Origin of the sequence: Klebsiella sp. C283, from assembly GCF_048822555.1 — a bacterium.
GTDB classification, from domain to species: domain Bacteria; phylum Pseudomonadota; class Gammaproteobacteria; order Enterobacterales; family Enterobacteriaceae; genus Klebsiella; species Klebsiella quasipneumoniae.
In genome coordinates, this window is sequence record NZ_JBMEZS010000001.1 from 321,594 (window position 1) to 334,072 (window position 12,479).

The 12,479-nt window shown below is 55.1% G+C and carries 16 protein-coding genes; 8 read left to right on the top strand and 8 right to left on the bottom strand.

Annotated features, from left to right (window positions below; genetic code table 11):
• Positions 1-44 precede the first annotated feature (44 nt).
• Positions 45-833 carry a molybdenum-dependent transcriptional regulator gene (gene modE / locus ACOI7Z_RS01525; RefSeq protein WP_087849158.1) on the bottom strand — a complete coding sequence of 263 codons (789 nt, stop codon included), beginning with the start codon at positions 831-833 and terminating at the stop codon, positions 45-47.
• 152 nt (positions 834-985) lie between these two features.
• Here modE and ACOI7Z_RS01530 point away from each other — a divergent pair, with 152 nt between their 5' ends.
• The 4 genes from ACOI7Z_RS01530 to modC all read left to right on the top strand — a co-directional run bounded on the left by ACOI7Z_RS01530 (position 986) and on the right by modC (position 3,801).
• Positions 986-1,135 carry an AcrZ family multidrug efflux pump-associated protein gene (locus tag ACOI7Z_RS01530; protein WP_002895156.1) on the top strand — a complete coding sequence of 50 codons (150 nt, stop codon included), beginning with the start codon at positions 986-988 and terminating at the stop codon, positions 1,133-1,135.
• A 142-nt stretch (positions 1,136-1,277) separates the two neighbouring features.
• Complete coding sequence (gene modA / locus ACOI7Z_RS01535; RefSeq protein ID WP_087849159.1) at positions 1,278-2,051, top strand: molybdate ABC transporter substrate-binding protein; 774 nt, start codon at positions 1,278-1,280, stop codon at positions 2,049-2,051.
• On the top strand, positions 2,051-2,743 hold the full coding sequence (modB, locus tag ACOI7Z_RS01540) for a molybdate ABC transporter permease subunit (protein WP_023288889.1): 693 nt from the start codon (positions 2,051-2,053) through the stop codon (positions 2,741-2,743). The genes modA and modB overlap by 1 nt, the downstream gene beginning before the upstream one ends.
• Complete coding sequence (modC, locus tag ACOI7Z_RS01545; RefSeq protein WP_044521712.1) at positions 2,743-3,801, top strand: molybdenum ABC transporter ATP-binding protein ModC; 1,059 nt, start codon at positions 2,743-2,745, stop codon at positions 3,799-3,801. The genes modB and modC overlap by 1 nt, the downstream gene beginning before the upstream one ends.
• Here the strand turns inward: modC and ACOI7Z_RS01550 are convergent, their stop codons facing one another.
• Positions 3,802-4,620, bottom strand: coding sequence for a pyridoxal phosphatase (locus ACOI7Z_RS01550; protein ID WP_044521692.1), 819 nt, complete (start codon positions 4,618-4,620; stop codon positions 3,802-3,804).
• Positions 4,621-4,848: 228 nt separating this feature from the next.
• Between ACOI7Z_RS01550 and pgl the strand changes: the two genes are divergently transcribed.
• A complete protein-coding gene (gene pgl, locus ACOI7Z_RS01555; protein ID WP_087849160.1) occupies positions 4,849-5,844 on the top strand; it encodes a 6-phosphogluconolactonase in 996 nt (331 codons plus the stop codon).
• Between the two features lie 108 nt (positions 5,845-5,952).
• Here pgl and ACOI7Z_RS01560 read toward each other — a convergent pair whose 3' ends face one another.
• From ACOI7Z_RS01560 to ycgZ, 3 genes are all read right to left on the bottom strand, one after another.
• On the bottom strand, positions 5,953-6,219 hold the full coding sequence (locus tag ACOI7Z_RS01560) for a biofilm development regulator YmgB/AriR family protein (protein WP_004886050.1): 267 nt from the start codon (positions 6,217-6,219) through the stop codon (positions 5,953-5,955).
• Positions 6,220-6,270: 51 nt separating this feature from the next.
• Complete coding sequence (locus tag ACOI7Z_RS01565) at positions 6,271-6,576, bottom strand: hypothetical protein (RefSeq protein WP_023288893.1); 306 nt, start codon at positions 6,574-6,576, stop codon at positions 6,271-6,273.
• Between the two features lie 125 nt (positions 6,577-6,701).
• Positions 6,702-6,947: a regulatory protein YcgZ gene (gene ycgZ, locus ACOI7Z_RS01570; protein ID WP_420701908.1), complete on the bottom strand. Its 246-nt coding sequence runs from the start codon at positions 6,945-6,947 to the stop codon at positions 6,702-6,704.
• Between the two features lie 327 nt (positions 6,948-7,274).
• On the opposite strand from ycgZ, the gene ACOI7Z_RS01575 reads away from it, so the two are divergent.
• Positions 7,275-8,486 carry a diguanylate phosphodiesterase gene (locus tag ACOI7Z_RS01575; protein WP_087849161.1) on the top strand — a complete coding sequence of 404 codons (1,212 nt, stop codon included), beginning with the start codon at positions 7,275-7,277 and terminating at the stop codon, positions 8,484-8,486.
• A gap of 154 nt (positions 8,487-8,640) precedes the next feature.
• On the top strand, positions 8,641-9,375 hold the full coding sequence (locus ACOI7Z_RS01580) for a MerR family transcriptional regulator (protein WP_023288896.1): 735 nt from the start codon (positions 8,641-8,643) through the stop codon (positions 9,373-9,375).
• 41 nt (positions 9,376-9,416) lie between these two features.
• On the opposite strand, the gene ACOI7Z_RS01585 is transcribed toward ACOI7Z_RS01580, so the two are convergent.
• Entirely contained in the window at positions 9,417-9,971 is a 555-nt protein-coding gene (locus ACOI7Z_RS01585; protein ID WP_017899620.1) for a helix-turn-helix transcriptional regulator, read from the bottom strand.
• An 82-nt stretch (positions 9,972-10,053) separates the two neighbouring features.
• Positions 10,054-10,266 (bottom strand): biofilm development regulator YmgB/AriR family protein, encoded by a 213-nt coding sequence (locus ACOI7Z_RS01590; protein ID WP_023288897.1) that lies wholly within the window; start codon positions 10,264-10,266, stop codon positions 10,054-10,056.
• 731 nt (positions 10,267-10,997) lie between these two features.
• Between ACOI7Z_RS01590 and ACOI7Z_RS01595 the strand changes: the two genes are divergently transcribed.
• On the top strand, positions 10,998-11,504 hold the full coding sequence (locus tag ACOI7Z_RS01595; protein ID WP_087849162.1) for a hypothetical protein: 507 nt from the start codon (positions 10,998-11,000) through the stop codon (positions 11,502-11,504).
• Positions 11,505-11,520: 16 nt separating this feature from the next.
• Here the strand turns inward: ACOI7Z_RS01595 and ACOI7Z_RS01600 are convergent, their stop codons facing one another.
• Entirely contained in the window at positions 11,521-12,444 is a 924-nt protein-coding gene (locus ACOI7Z_RS01600) for an acyltransferase (RefSeq protein WP_072096501.1), read from the bottom strand.
• Positions 12,445-12,479: the final 35 nt, after the last annotated feature.

Sequence of the window (12,479 nt, forward strand, 5' to 3'; positions counted from 1 at the left end):
ATGTGCATCAGGGATACGACTTCAGGCGCGCAATGTCAATGGGGTCAGCATAACGTAGCGAGAATGATGCGATCGGCGTTGAAGTAAGCGATCGCCTCCGTCCCTTCGGTCAGGCCAGAGGTCTGGGCCTGCGGCAGGGTGGCGCACAGGGTCTGGCCGTCCGCAAGGGTCATCAGCACTTCGCACTGCCCGGAGCCGCATTCGATATGGCTGATGCGACCCGACAGCTGGTTCTCGGCCTGGCGGGCCACCGCCGGGTCGAGGGTGATGCCAACCCAGGGCGCTTTCAACAGGACCAGCACCTCCTGGCCCTCATCGAGCCCCAGCTTTTCAGCGCTTTGGGCGGTAATGGCGACGTTCAGGCGGGTCTGCCCGTCGGCCAGCAGCACCTCGACGTGCTGCTGCACCTGCTGACGATCGCGGCCGGTGATAGTGCCGAACCACTGGTTGCGGGCGCTGGTTTGCAGGGAAAAGCGCGAGATGGCCGCCAGCAGGCTGTCCAGCGGCAGGGCGTCGTCATCGCTGAGCACATCAAACGCTTTCTGCTGGATCTGCGCCAGCAGATCGTACAGTTGGATCAGACGCTGCCCGTAGCGGGTCAGCAGCGCGCCGCCGCCGCCTTTGCCGCCGGTGGCGCGATCCACCAGCGGCTGTTCGCTGAGCTGGTTCATCTCGTTGATGGCATCCCACGCGCTTTTATAGCTGATACCCGCGTGCTTCGCCCCCTGGCTTATCGAACCGGTCTGGTCAATCTGTTTGAGCAGGGCGATCCGCCGGGGGTCGGCAAACAGGCGCTGCTGAAGCTTAAGGGTGAGAAGAATTTCGGCCTGCATAATCGTTTCCTGACAAAAAAGCGTATTGTGACCGATAGTCACCCCGTTGCAAAACCTCTCTGCGCGGTTTGTCATTAACCACCGCACAAATGGGGCGTGTTTTTTCGGCTGAAACCGTTACAATCAGGGAATCATACTATCTGGAGTGAACCATGTTAGAGCTTTTGAAAAGTCTGGTTTTTGCGGTCATCATGGTACCGGTGGTGATGGCGGTCATCCTGGGATTGATTTACGGTCTTGGCGAAGTGTTCAACCTCTTCTCCGGCGTCGGCCACAAAGATCGCAGCCAGCAAAATCATTGATTTCCCGGCGCCCGGTTTAACCGGGCGCTGTGCTATTTCCCTCCTGTATCATTTCCCTTCATTTTATTGTCCTGCGTCACTATAAAAACGCTTCGCATATCGTTATATTATCGAGTACATAACGCATTGACAGGAGATTCAGATGACAGGTTCTTGGTTACGCGGGGTGGTCGGGGTATCGCTCACGCTGTGCGTCGCGGGTCAGGCGCTGGCGGCAGAGGGGAAAGTGACCGTTTTCGCGGCCGCGTCGTTAACCAACGCGATGCAGGATATCGCCCAGGCGTATAAGAAAGCGAAAAACGTCGAGGTCGTCTCGTCGTTTGCCTCGTCGTCGACGCTGGCGCGGCAGATTGAAGCAGGCGCCCCGGCGGACCTGTTTATCTCCGCCGATCAAAAGTGGATGGATTACGCGGCAGACAAAAAGGCCATCGATCCGGCGACCCGCGCCACCCTGCTTGGCAACAGCCTGGTCGTGGTGGCGCCGAAAGCCAGCGCGCAGGGGCCGATAACCATTGATGAGAAAACCGACTGGACCAGCCTGCTGAAAGGGGGCCGTCTGGCGGTGGGCGATCCGCAGCACGTTCCGGCAGGTATCTACGCCAAAGAAGCGCTGCAGAAACTGGGCGCCTGGGAGACCCTGTCGCCGAAGCTCGCCCCGGCGGAAGACGTGCGCGGCGCGCTGGCGCTGGTGGAGCGTAGCGAAGCGCCGCTGGGCATCGTCTACGGATCGGATGCCGTGGCCAGCAAAGGGGTGAAAGTGGTTGGCACTTTCCCGGAGGCGTCGCATCAGAAAGTCGAGTACCCGCTGGCGATTGTCGATGGCCACCGCAACGCGGCCGTGAGCGCTTTCTATGACTACCTGAAAGGGCCGGAAGCGTCGGCGATTTTTCAACGTTACGGATTTACCACCCGCTGATGTTTCTGAGCGAACCCGAATGGCAGGCGGTGCTGCTGAGCCTGAAAGTCTCCTCCCTGGCGGTGGCCCTGAGCCTGCCCTTTGGCATCTTTTTTTCCTGGCTGCTGGTCCGGCGCACCTTCCCCGGCAAGGCGCTGCTCGACAGCCTTCTCCATCTGCCGCTGGTGCTGCCGCCGGTGGTGGTGGGGTATCTGCTGCTGGTGGCCATGGGGCGGCGCGGGTTTATTGGCAGCTGGCTGTATGACTGGTTCGGCATCAGCTTTGCCTTCAGCTGGCGCGGGGCGGTGCTGGCGGCGGCGGTGATGTCTTTCCCGCTGATGGTGCGCGCCATCCGCCTGGCGCTGGAGGGGGTGGACATCAAACTGGAGCAGGCGGCGAGAACCCTCGGGGCCAGCCGCTGGCGGGTATTTTTCACCATTACGCTGCCGCTGACTCTGCCGGGAATTATTGTCGGCACGGTGCTGGCCTTCGCCCGCTCGTTAGGGGAGTTTGGCGCGACCATCACGTTCGTCTCCAATATTCCCGGTGAAACGCGCACCCTGCCTTCGGCGATGTACACCTTGATCCAGACCCCGGGCGGGGAGGGGGCGGCGGCCCGCCTCTGCCTCATCGCTATCGGTCTGGCGCTGGTCTCGCTCTTGATTTCAGAATGGCTGGCCCGCGTGAGCCGCCAGCGAATGGGAGGATCATGATGCTCGAGCTGGACTTTACCCAGACCCTCGGCAGCCACTGTCTGCAGATCCGTGAAACGCTGCCCAGCAGCGGGATCACCGCCATCTTTGGCGTCTCAGGCGCCGGGAAAACGTCGTTGATCAACGCTATCAGCGGCCTGACCCGGCCGCAGGCGGGGCGGATTGTCCTCAATGGAAGGGTGCTGAACGACACCGCGCAGCGTATCTGCCTGGCGCCGGAGCAGCGGCGGATCGGCTATGTATTTCAGGATGCGCGCCTGTTTCCCCACTATAAAGTGCGCGGCAATCTGCAGTACGGAATGGCGAAATCCATGGTCAGCCAGTTCGATAAACTGGTGGAACTGCTGGGAATTGCGCCCTTGCTGGATCGGCTGCCGGGCCGGTTATCCGGCGGCGAAAAGCAGCGCGTGGCCATTGGTCGCGCCCTGCTGACCGCGCCGGAGCTGCTGCTGCTGGACGAGCCGCTGGCCTCGCTGGATATTCCGCGCAAACGCGAACTGTTGCCCTATCTGCAGCGGCTGGCGCAGGAGATCCATATTCCGATGCTCTACGTTAGCCACTCGCTGGACGAGATCCAGCATCTGGCCGATCGCGTGCTGGTGCTGGAGGCCGGTAAGGTGAAGGCTTTCGGTCCGCTGGAGGAGGTCTGGAGCAGCAGCGTGATGCACCCCTGGCTGCCGGCGGAACAGCAGAGTACGATCCTCAGCGCCACCGTCGCCGCGCAGCATCCGCAGTACGCGATGACCGCGCTGACGCTGGGGGATCAAATGCTGTGGGTTAACCGGCTCGATCGTCCCGCCGGGGAGAGCGCGCGGATCCGCATCCAGGCGTCGGACGTCTCGCTGGTGCTGGCCCAGCCGTCCGCAACCAGCATCCGCAATATCTTACGCGCCGAGGTGGTTCAGTGTCTGGAGGTCAACGGGCAGATTGAGGTTCAGCTCAGGGTGAGCGGCCATCCGCTGTGGGCTCGAATCAGTCCGTGGGCGCGGGATGACCTGGCGATAGCGCCAGGCCAGCAGGTATTTGCCCAGATCAAAAGCGTGTCGATTGCCGCCTGATCACAGCAACTGACGGTAGATAAACTCGGCGATGCTGGCGGACTCATTGTCGCCGATGACCACGTTGGCGCGGGCTTTGACGTCGTCCACCGCATTACCCATCGCCACCCCGGTGCCTGCCGCTTCCAGCATACTCAGATCGTTGTAGTTATCGCCGAAGGCCACCACATTCTGCATCGACAGCCCCTGGTCAGCGACCCACTGCGCCAGGCGTTTGCCTTTGCTGTTGCCGGCGCGAGCGATATCCACCTGGTCGTGCCACGACCATTCGCACTCGAGGCCCAGCGTCTCGCCGACCTCCTGCGCAAAGCGCTGCAGACGGGGAATGTCGTCGTCGGTGAGGGCGAATTTCCATACCGCCTTGACCTCGCGGACCGCCTGCGCCAGCGAGTCGACCTGGCTGAAGACCGGGCGCTGATCCTCCGGTAACGCCTGCGCCCAGTTGCGGGTGCGGATCACATGCCCGGTGGGCTGTTCGTAAAGCATCGCGTCATCCACATAGGCCAGGCCGTGGATCTGCTGTTCGGCGAGCATGGCGGTGAGGCTTACCGCGTGTTCCACCGACATAGGATCGGCCGCCAAAACCTTTTTTGCGTGATAATCATACAAATAAGTGCCATTACAACAAATTGCAGGTGTATCGAGAGCCAGTGCCTGATAAAAAGGATGAATAGCGACGTGATGACGTCCGGTAACGACGATCACCTGGTAGCCCGCCTCTCTGGCGCGGGCCAGCGCTTCCAGCGAAGCGGGCAGGATGGTTTTTTTGCTGGTGAGCAGGGTGCCGTCTAAATCCAGGGCAATCACGCGTGTTGTCATGTGTTATTTCCGGTTGATGTTGAAAAGTGACCTGGCCATGATGGTACACCGCCGTGGCGTCAGGACCAATTTTTCCACATCTGCCGTGAATGTCTGTATGCCCTTTGTGCCGCCGTCCGTCGGTAATTCGGCGCGCGATGCGAGTATCATGGGCGGATGTCTTATAATTTTCAGGGTGCAGTTATCCTGAAAATGAAAAATCCACGTGCAGTGAGGGAAGGAGTAGTCATGAAACAAACCGTTTATACCGCCAGCCCGGAAAGCCAACAAATCCACGTCTGGAATCTTGAAGCGGACGGCAAACTGACGCTGGTGCAGGTGGTTGATGCCCCGGGGCAGGTCCAGCCGATGGTGGTCAGCCCCAATAAGGAGTATCTGTACGTTGGCGTTCGTCCGGAGTTTCGCGTGTTAGCTTATCGCATCACGCCGGATAACGGGGCGTTGACCTTCGCAGGGGAAGCGGCGCTGCCGGGCAGCCCGACCCACATCTCTACCGATCATTATGGTCGCTTTGTCTTCAGCGCCTCCTACAATCAGGGCTGCGTCAGCGTGACCCCGCTGCAGGATGGCCTGCCGGGCGAAACCATCACCGTGGTGGACGGGCTGGAAGGCTGCCACTCGGCCAATATCTCCCCGGACAATCGTACCCTGTGGGTGCCGGCGCTGAAGCAGGATCGCATCTGCCTGTTTACCCTCAGCGAGGATGGTTTCCTCTCCGCCCAGGAGCCAGCGGAAGTCACCACCGTCGAAGGGGCGGGTCCGCGCCACATGGTGTTCCATCCGAACCAGCAGTATGGTTACTGCGTCAATGAGCTAAACAGCTCAATTGACGTCTGGGAGCTGAAAGACCCGAATGGCAATATCGAATGTGTACAAACGCTGGATATGATGCCGTCTGATTTCACCGGCGTGCGCTGGGCGGCGGATATTCATATCACTCCGGACGGTCGTCACCTGTACGCCTGCGATCGTACCGCCAGCATCATCACGGTGTTCAGCGTGTCGGAAGATGGCAGCGTGCTGGCGGTGGAGGGCTATCAGCCGACCGAAACCCAGCCGCGCGGCTTTAATCTCGATCACAGCGGTAAGTATCTGATTGCCGCCGGGCAGAAGTCGCACCATATCGCGGTGTACGAAATTACCGGCGAGCAGGGGCTGCTGCAGGAGAAAGGTCGCTATGCGGTCGGGCAGGGGCCGATGTGGGTGGTAGTCAACGCCCACTGATCCGTCAGGCGTAAATGAAAAAACCTCGCGTCAGCGAGGTTTTTTTTAACAGAGCGGACAGGCTCTGTCGGAAAGGGGTTGCCCTGGCGGGCCTGAAGCGTGACGGCCTTAGATATCGTCCATGGTGTAGCCGACGACAATCTCCAGCGTTTTACGGATCACGTCTGCGGTCACCACGTCATCGGTGCTTTCCAGCGCCTGAATCAGCCATAAAATAATGGCCTTATTGTTCAGGTGACCTTCTGACTGGAGAATACTGTTGATGGCCAGCGACATCACGGCGGACTCATCAACCAGCTTATCACCGGCGTTACGGAAATAGTCGGAGAGCGCGGTGTCCTGCAGTCCTGCGTAAATATCGGGTTGCTGATGCATAGTCTGTCTCATCACATTCTCACTCTGTGTTATTCACCACGGTTAGGATACTCAGTGGATCTTTTTACCTTCCGGCGCCATGGCGCTTTGCGCCGGCGATCCTCGGGTTTCCCAACGGCCATTGATTTTCTTTACCTGCAAAGGCGCTTGCTTCCGCTGACGGGCAAGCTTCGCGCAAATTTCTTCAATCACGGCAGCGATAACCTTTCTTCGCTGTCGGTCTGACTCTGTCGCCTGCATCAACCGAAGTCGAACCAGCAGGGTCGGGGTGGTAATAGGGCGATTCGTTTTCAGAAGCGCGAGTACCGCCTCGCCGATGATCTCATCGGTGATTTCCTCAGTTTCACTGCTATTCATAACCGTCTCACTGCATGCCACTCTCTCCCTGAATCTGCGAACGGGCATTCAGGTCAGCAGCAGGTTTATGGAAGCGATCGCCCCTCATCTGCTACTGCGGTTGCAACAGGCGACGATCGATGACGTTATTCCTGATCGGCAAACAGCAGACCAATTAAGGTCTGATAGTGACTCTCTTCCTCGGGGGCACGGGCCCGGTCGAGGCGGCTCAACAGTTTAGTGCACAGCGCCTTGCGGTTGAGATGAGGCCCTTCGTTGAGAATATCCATCACAATCTGACCCAGCGTTTCCTGCTGGGAAGGTAACGATGCTTTGTTGAAATACTGGGCAATTGCGTTCGCTGTATCTGGAATGTAACCATTCTGCTGCATATCTGCTCCTTACATTTCACTCATCTGTTAACTGCCATTAAACTTATACAATAATTGTTAACCTGTACACACAAAGTTGAACAATAATGATTCAGGCGCGGTTAACTCATTGATTTTTAATAATTTATTTTTATGTGTTTGGGGCGGTTCTGGCTTGTAAAGGTAGGGTTTAACGGTGCACGTTGTACAAGAAAAGAAAAATGAAAAAGCCTTGCACAAAAAAGGGATTTTTAGTGTATCTTTTTTGTTAAGACAAAACGTAGTTTTACAAGACGATTAGCCTGATAACTGCTACTGTGAATGCTTACCCTCCCATCTGGAATCACTATGCTAACCACCATCATTTATCGCAGCCATATATGCGACAATGTCTCATTCAAATCGATCGAGGCCATGGTTGCCAGGGCAAACGAAAGAAATGGGCAGGCGGACGTCACCGGTATTTTACTTTTTAACGGGACGCATTTTTTTCAACTCATTGAGGGGCCTGAAGAAAAGGTTCAGGATATTTATCAGCATATTTGCCGCGATCCCCGCCATTATAACCTGGTGGAGCTTCTGTGCGATTGTGCGCCGTCCCGCCGTTTCGGTAAGGTCGGCATGGAACTGTTTGATTTACGGGAACATGATCGCGAGGAGGTGCTGCAGACGGTGATGGACCGCGGGACCACAAAATATCAGCTCACCTATGATGACCGGGCACTGCAATTTTTCCGCACCTTTGTCGAATCAACAGAAAAAGCGAACTATTTTGAGATTCCTTCCGCTGACAGCTGGGTATTTATCCCCGATCAGAATACTTTCTATCCTGATACGCCGATAATTGATAATAAGGAAAGCTGGTCCTTTGCCTTCCAGCCGATTGTCGACCCTTTCGCCTGCGAAATTATTTCGTGGGAAGCGCTGTTACGCACACCGGACGGCCAGTCGCCTGGCGCCTATTTTGCCGGGCTTTCCGGGGACGATATTTATCTCGCCGATCTGCACAGTAAACGCGTCGCGCTGTCGCTGGCCGGGCAATTAGGCTTACGTAATAAGGCGTTAAGTATTAATTTACTGCCGATGACGCTGGTTAAAGCGCCGAACGCGGTGGGTTTCCTGCTCGATCAAATTCAGCGTAATGATCTTATTCCTGAACAGATTATTGTCGAGTTTACCGAACGGGAAGTGATTTCGCGGATGGATGATTTTACCGATGCGGTGCGAAAGCTAAAAGGGGCGGGTATCAATCTTGCCATCGATCACTTCGGCGCCGGGTTTGCCGGGCTGTCGCTGCTGGCGCAATACCAGCCCGACAGAATTAAAATCGACCATGAGCTGATCCGCAATATCCACCAGGATGGACCGCGCCAGTCAATTGTACAGGCGATTATCAAATGCTGTTTTTCGCTGGAGATTGCGGTCTCTGCCGTCGGCGTTGAGCGTGCTGAAGAGTGGATGTGGCTGGAATCAGCCGGTATTTCGCAGTTTCAGGGGAATTTGTTCGCCAGCGCGCGCCTGGGGGGCTTACCCGCCGTCGCCTGGCCGGAAAAAAAATAATCCACCGCGAAATCAGCCAACTATTTTTTCATCTTTTTCCCAAGCGCTGTGAGCCACAACCTGTTATCTTTATCTGTACAAGAAAATAGAGTTGTACAGGATGCCTGAATTCGTTAGTTTAGGTATTAAAGTATCAGGTTGATGTGAGGCTGCTATGGCGTTTTACAGTATCGGTGAAGTCGCCGAACGTTGCGGAATCAATCCGGTCACACTGCGCGCCTGGCAGCGTCGTTACGGTCTACTGAAACCGCAGCGTAGCGAAGGCGGGCATCGGCAATTTGATGAAGAAGATATCCTGCGCATTGAAGAGATCAAGCGCTGGATAGAGCGCGGCGTATCCGTCGGGAAAGTCAAAGCGCTGCTGGAGGGTAACCTGCCGGCGGCGCGCGACGAATCCGCGCATCTTCAGGAAGAGATGATGTCCATTCTGCGTTATATGCAGCCCGCCAGAATCCGTGCCAAATTACTGGCGCTAAGCCATCAACACCCCGTCGACACGCTCATCGACAGCCTGTTAGTGCCGGTACGTCAGCGTCTGAAGCTCGATCAGAATACCTCTCTGGTGATTAGTAGTTTGCTGGATGGTCTGCTGATTGACTGCGTGGCGCTGTTTCTCGCCGAAGCGCGTAAGAAGAACGGCAGGGAGACGCTGCTGGTGGGCTGGAGCAATGAGGACAGGACGCGTCTGTGGCTGGAGGCATGGCGTCTTTCCCAGCGCGGCTGGCACGTCAACGTCCTCGCCGAACCGCTGGAGTCGCCGCGGCCCGAGCTGTTCCCCGGGCAGCATATCTTCGTCTGGACCGGACGCGCCGCCACCCCTCTCCAGGAAGAGCTGCTCAGCCACTGGCAGGAGCAGGGCTTCAGCATCCATTTTCACGGTAATAATTAATCGCCCCGATCCGCAAAGCAGACCGGGGCTAACGCGCCGGGTTACAGGTGGATCTGGCTCCAGGATTTAAAGGTTTCGCTGCGGCTGATATTAAAAAAATCGGTCCTACCGCTACAGCCGAGCTTTTTAATCAGATTCAGCCGGATCTGATAAATGGTTTTAATATGCAGATTCAGCGACCGGCCAATGCTGGCGACCGCTTCGCCATTGCTGATAAGTTGAATAACTTTCTTTTCCCGCTCGGTAAACTGCACCGAGGCGCCCGGCGCCGGGTGGGTTTTATAGTAGCGGGTTGGCTGGTGCAGAAATATCTTTAACTCTTCCGGCGTTGAATTGGCCGGTAAGCGCAGCATAGGCAGTTCACTAAGAAAATTAAGATCGTTGCCTTCGGTTAACAAAATAAATAACGTATCCCGACGATTATAGTTGTGCTGCAGTACCGCGAAATAATTGTCGCTGGTAAAGAAAACATGTTTTTTGCGAAAGTAAGATGCCGGCAGACTATTCAGGATCAGCGACATCCCATAGAGAAGAAAACGATTATCAAACCACAGATCGTAATGTTCAGTACGATAGCAGGTATTATGGTGTGACATTTTATTTGCCTCAGTTAGCCGATAGAGACCCAGGCGTGCCGGCACCGCAGGCTTAAGTCTGCTGCCAGCTCCGCGAGTTTAATTAATGATGAGGTTTGCTGTACAGCATATCCAGCGCCTGCAAATAGAGGTCGGAGAGTATTTCATTACTTTCCGTTTGCAGGCGATGCTGAATTTCCGTAATCATCCGCTCATTATTTATCGTTCTGTGCTGCTTAATGAGCGTATTTTCAATATTCTTCATCAGGGCCGAATTGAAGACAAACTCTGCTGGAATGGTATTTTTAATATGCATAGCTCGAACTCTCCCACGTATAACGCAAACTGACAATAAAAGTCGCTACGTACCATTGGTACGCGCCAAGTCACGAACAGGAAATGCAAAACCAGGAACCACCGCCTGACTTGCCGCGCCACCGTTAAACATCCCCGCTTCGTTGCGCAACAAGCAGTTAACACTCCAAACTATAGACGGTGATCCCACTATGTACAACTTTTTTTAGAACTATATGTACAACGCAACGGCTTATTTTTAATGTTTGTTTTTAGTGGTTGATTTTAAAGGATTCTATTTCCTGTATAACTTGTACATAAAAGCCGGTTTGTGCAGGATCCACTTGTAAAACTAGCGGGAAGAGGCTGACGACAGGCGTGAGCTCAATGGGAAGGTATTGTGCAGGCTGGCGTGTTGGATGAAATCGCGCCGACGCAGGAAGAGGTACACAGCAACTCTGTCGTCGACAGGTGGCTTTCTTCCGCGTCGGACGCTGATCATAGCGGATATCAGGTGAGGTTTTGTCTGTTTTTTGCACAATCAGGTAAATGGCAATACATCGGCCATTTCGTTAACCCTTCGTCGGTTTGTTGGCGGATAAGGCGTGTGCTACGCTTTTTACTAGCGATGCGGGGGTTCGGCATCGTTATCTTTCTCCCATTTCCCTGTCGGGTCTTTTACCCCTGTCACGACCGGTAAATACGGCAAAGGCAGTCTGTTTATGGACAGGCGTAGAGGTGTGAGGAGGGGAAATGCGCGGTAAAAGCGTGATGCTCTTGGCCGGGTTAGCGACTTTCGCGCAGGCGAAAGAGATTAACCTCTATTCGGTGAATACCGGTTCCTATGTTTACCATCTGACCAATAATCACGGTCAATATACTGAGAATTTCGAGAACCACTTTTTCTCGGTGGAGCGGAAATTCTCTGACGACTCGAAATATAGCCTGCTGATTGGCACCATGAATAACAGTTTCGACGATCGCTGTCTGGCGCTGGGGGTGAGAAGAGACTGGTACCACAACGGCAGCGGGTGGACCTTCAAAGGCGTTTACGGCTATACCGGCGAATTCTTCTTCGATGCCTTCGAGCATTGCGGCGATCATGGCTCCTATAAAGATTTTAAGGACGCCACCGGGATCGGCTTTTCACCCTATATCTACCATGCTATCCAGTACAACTTTACCGACTATTTCGCCCTTGAGAGCGGCATTATTATTCCCAGCGTGTTTGTGATCAGCATCCAGTGGAGCTTCCGCTAAGTTACGGCGTCGTTTGTTACAGGGTTATCACCTTCCTGAGCAGCGTACTGGAGAGCGCGGCGAGGGAAATGAGCACCGACAGGACAAACGTTAGGGCAATCACTCCCAGCTTGGTGGCTAACGAGTGAATAGGAATCAGCATCACCAGCAGGTGAAAAACGGAGTAGTGCAGGATATAGACCCCGGTCATCGCTTTGCTAACCGTCGCCAGCACGGCCTCCTTCAGCTCGCGGTTCTTTTTAAACTGTACGGCGTTAGCGGCGATCACCAGCAGGACGATCAGAATATAAATCTGCGACCCCGTGAGAATGAACGCATTGCGATCGGCTTTAAACAGCGCGAAGAAAAAGTGGCGTTCATAAAACCAGGTAAATAAATAGACAAAGGGCAGGGCGATAATGGCGGCTTTAATCACCCGCGGGTCGCGTATCCACTCCGTGACCCGCGGATCGTTAAACAACTGCCCGGTTAAATAAAAAAGTAGCCACGTCCACAGACGATACTGCGGCGCCAGGCTGAAAAGATGTCTTTCCGGGTAGAGCACCGAGAGCAGGTCGTAACCATAAGAGCAGCACAGTAGCGTCAGGACCACGGTGAAAAACAGACCGCGCCGCTGGCTGAGCCAGGCAATCAGGGGATGGAAGGTATAGATGACAATCAGGGCGAAAATAAACCAGGGCTGGATCAGGTAGCCGCGCTGGTAAGGCTCCCAGACATAATAGACCGTCACCCAAAACAGAAAGACGATCACCACGCTTTTAATTTTACCAATTTGCCAGTTGGCGTCGTGTCGCGTTTGCGCATCAAGATAGCCGGCCACCACAAAAAACAGCGGCGTGGCGATGGTCGAGACAAAGGTCAGCAGCCCGAGGATCCAGTGATAGTCATAATCAAAGCGATCCCAGGTATTATAGATGGTGAAAAAAGTCACCGCTGTCATACAGCCGAGTGTCTTAATAATGCTCAGGCCGGTAC